The organism is Desulfobacula sp. (assembly GCF_021107415.1).
This window is the reverse complement of sequence record NZ_JAIOSW010000333.1, coordinates 1-3,829: the sequence shown is the minus strand read 5'-3', so window position 1 is coordinate 3,829 and position 3,829 is coordinate 1. Positions and strand designations below refer to the sequence as shown.

The following is a 3,829-nucleotide window of genomic DNA, read 5'->3' as shown; positions in this document are numbered from 1 at the left end:
CCTTTACCTTGTGAAGAGGAATTTTGAATGCATTGGAAAGGGGTTTGGATTTCATATGGGGCCCGCCATTGGGCATCCATACTTCCAGGCAGTCTTCATGGTCAAACCTTGCAGCAACTGCATAGGGTTCGGCCTGGAAATAGGATTCTTCCGGTGCCACAAAGGTATCTTCCCTGATATAGTAGGCTTTTTCAAAATTTTCATCCACATTTCCGGTATCAATGTTCACATGAACATTAATGTTGTTGGGAAAATCCTCATGGATGAGTTCGGTTTCTGATACCATGGCCTCCATGGGATCAAATACTGGCGGCAGTTCCTCGTATTCCACTTCAATAAGATCAAGGGCTTTAAGGGCTGTGTCTTCGTCCACAGCAGCAACCCCTGCCACTTCATCGCCAATGTATCTTACCTTTTCTATCTGGATAAACTGCTGGTCACGGGTATAGGCAAATACTCCCCATTTGACACCTTCGGTATCTTTGCCGGTGACAACCGATTTGACTCCGGGAAGTGCCAGGGCCTTTGACGTATCAATATTTATAATGCGGGCATGGGCATAGGGGCTTCTTTTGATTTTTCCCACCAGCATGCCGGGCAGTTTTAAATCAGCAGTAAACAGTGCCTTTCCCATAACCTTGGCCCTGGAATCAATCCTGGGCATTCTTTTTCCGACGATGGTGTAATCAGACATTTTTTACTCCTTTGCTTTACTCCCGGTTTTACAATCGGGACAATGATCCTGTGGATTGCCCGCATGGGCCACAGCTTCAACAATCTTTGCATATCCCGTACACCGGCAGATGTTTCCGGCAAGGGCTTTTCGAACGGTTTTTTCATCGGGTTTAGGATTGTTTTTCAGCAGCGCGTCAGCTGACATGAGCATGCCCGGGGTACAGAATCCACACTGGACAGCCCCGTGATCAATAAAAGACTGCTGAAGATCTGACAAATCATCCCCATTGGCAAGCCCTTCCACTGTTTTGATTTTTGTTCCCACAGCTTCCATGGCCAGGGTCAGGCAGGACCGGACCGGTTTGTCATCCATGTGAACGGTGCAGGAACCGCAGATGCCCTCCCCGCAGCTCTCTTTTGATCCGGTCAGGTCAAGTTCGTCCCGCAATACTTCCAGGAGGGTATCGTGTGGGTAGACCATAACCTCACAGGGTTTATCATTTATATTTAAGGTGATCTGTATTTTTTCCATTTTAAGTAAACTCCATTATTCGTTTATCCTTTTGCAGCTATAGCTGCCTGGGCTGATTCCTTAAGGGCCTGGAACACCATCTCAGATACCATGGCGCACCGGTATTCAAGGGTAGATCCCACATTGTGAACAGCAAATGTTGCAGCGCTATTCATTGAAGCGTCAGCGGCCTTTTTAAAGGCATCCGTATCATCAAGCTTTTTTCCTTTTAAAGAAGATGATTCCTGAGCAAGGAAAAGAGGAGATCTGCTCATGGAACCGACAACGATCCTGGCTTCATCTATTTCATTCTTTTGTGTATCGGATGGTTTTAATAGAACGCCTGCACAAACAATGGGGTAATCAATGGCAGACCGGTAGGCAAGGCGCTTATAGGCACTCTTAGCTCCCTGCATGGGCCCATGAACAGGAATAGCGATTTTTTTTAAAAGTTCATGGGATTCCATGGCAAAGGGCATGATACCGTCTGTGGTGTAAAAGTCGGCAAGATCCACGGTTCTTTCATCCCCTTTTTTTGCTAATGTAATTTGGGCACCTAAAGACATAAGGGCTGTGGCACCGTCTGACTGGCAGGTGGAATAGCACCGGTCTCCTTCATCCCTTGCATAGCAGATTTTGCCTCCGTCCTTGTGACAGGCCTGACGCCCGGATCTATGGAAATTCGACTGGTTGTAATGCTGGCACCGGTTGTCCTGGAGAATATTACCCCCGATGGTTCCCCTGTAATGCTGGATGGTGATGGCTCCGATTTCCTCACATGCCTGGAACAGTGCACGAGCCTTGTTTTGAATAAGCTCTGAAGCAATAATATCAGCCAGGGGTGTTCTGGCACCGATTTTAATATATCCGTCATCTTCTTTAATATAGGATAATTCATTCAAGGCTTTGAGGCTGATAAGATTTTTTGGTTTTAACAACCCTTTTTTCATCCTGACCAGAAGATCTGTTCCCCCTGCAAGGATTTTTGCATCATCCCCGTGGGTGGCTAAAAGGTCAAGGGCTTCTTCAAGATTAGCGGGTTCTAAATAGTCAAACCTTGGTAACCGCACGTTGTTTCTCCTTAATTTTATAAATATTAATTCAAGAGGCTCGGTAAAAACAGGATCACTTTTGGAAAAAGCATCATTAAAATGATACAAAGAATATAGGCTGGCAGAAAATAGGCAACACCTCTGAACACCCGTTCAAGTGGCACATCCTTTGCCATGCCTCCCACAACATAGGTGGTGGCACCCACAGGCGGGGTCACAGCCCCCAATGTGGTTACAATGGTAATGGTGATGCCGAACCATAGGGGATCATACCCGAGTTTTACAACCACGGGAAAGAAAATCGGAATAGTGATAAGCAGCAGGGCCAGGGCATCCATGACTGCGCCGCCTATGATATAAATTAAAAATATGATCGCCATGATGGTGAGTTTGGAAAAGGGAAGGGCGACCACCCAGGCGGCAATATCAAAGGGTATTCTTGTAATGGCTAAAAACCGCCCGAAGATCATGGCACCCGTAATAATAACAATGACCATGCAGGATATTTTCAGGGTATCAAAAATGGAATTATAAAAGTCATCCAGGGAAAGATTTTTTTGCACCACACCAATGACAACAGCGAAAAATGATCCGATTGCACCGGCTTCTGTTGGGGTGAACAGTCCAAAATAAAGTCCGATCATTACGATGAAAAAAAGGATGAGCATTTCAACGGCACCTGTCAGGGATTTTATTTTTTCCTTAAATGTGGTTTTCTTACCCACCGGTCCCCATTCAGGATAAATAGAGCAAAGAACATAGACGGTAATGATTAAAAGCAGGGCAAGCAGGATGCCGGCACCAAGACCTCCGTAAAAAAGTTTGGCAATGGACTGTTCTGTGGAGAGCCCGATGATAATCAGGACAACACTTGGTGGAATGACCACCCCCAGGGTTGATCCGCAGGCAATGGCCCCGGTGCTGAGCATGGGTTCATATTTGTATTTGGTCATCTGGGGCAGGGCAACCGTGGTCATGGTGGCTGCCGTAGCTGCATTGGAACCGCAGATGGCGGCAAAGGCCGAGCATGCCAGGATAGTTGCCATGGCAATACCGCCCCTGATATGGCCCACCCATTTAAAGGCTGCATTGTAAAGTTTTTCATTGACCCCGGAATAAAAAGCAATCTGGCCCATAAAGATAAACAGCGGGATCACCGTTAATCCGTATTTGGCAAATGTGTCCCATGTGACCGTTGCCAGCATGTTGAATCCTGCGTCAAGGGAAATGACATAGGAGAATCCGCAGAATCCCACAAGGCCCATGGTAAATCCAACAGGCATTCCTAATACGAAAAGGATAAAAAGCAGGGCAAAAATACCGATAATGCCGATGAGGGTAAGACTCATTTTGCGACCTCCTTTTTAGGCAAAACTGCCTTGAGAAAATCGGTAAACAGGGCAAGCGATAGAATAAGACAGCCGAATGCCACGGCAAAGGTAAAGGGATAGTAAATAATTCTTAAGGTTTCGGAGAGTTCACCTGCATTTTTCAATGTCAATGCCTTTTGAACAACATGCCAGGAAGTTATCAGGAAGAAGGCACAGCAAATTCCGGGGTTAATGATGGATATAATCCGTTTAAGCGGTTT

General features: G+C 46.2%; 4 protein-coding genes and 1 pseudogene. All 5 read right to left on the bottom strand.

Annotation, left to right across the window (positions count from 1 at the left end):
* A partial coding sequence (locus K8S13_RS16895; protein ID WP_291464315.1) for a molybdopterin cofactor-binding domain-containing protein occupies positions 1 to 694 on the bottom strand: 694 nt, incomplete at its 3' end.
* A 3-nt stretch (positions 695 to 697) separates the two neighbouring features.
* A complete protein-coding gene (locus tag K8S13_RS16890) occupies positions 698 to 1,207 on the bottom strand; it encodes a (2Fe-2S)-binding protein (RefSeq protein ID WP_291464313.1) in 510 nt (169 codons plus the stop codon).
* Positions 1,208 to 1,230: 23 nt separating this feature from the next.
* Positions 1,231 to 2,256 carry an FAD binding domain-containing protein gene (locus K8S13_RS16885; protein ID WP_291464311.1) on the bottom strand — a complete coding sequence of 342 codons (1,026 nt, stop codon included), beginning with the start codon at positions 2,254 to 2,256 and terminating at the stop codon, positions 1,231 to 1,233.
* 26 nt (positions 2,257 to 2,282) lie between these two features.
* The gene (locus tag K8S13_RS16880; RefSeq protein WP_291464310.1) at positions 2,283 to 3,587 is read right to left on the bottom strand and encodes a TRAP transporter large permease; all 1,305 of its coding nucleotides are present in this window, start codon (positions 3,585 to 3,587) and stop codon (positions 2,283 to 2,285) included.
* Positions 3,584 to 3,829, bottom strand: a pseudogene (locus K8S13_RS16875) (TRAP transporter small permease); the annotation flags it as partial. The pseudogene K8S13_RS16875 and the gene K8S13_RS16880, both read right to left, overlap by 4 nt.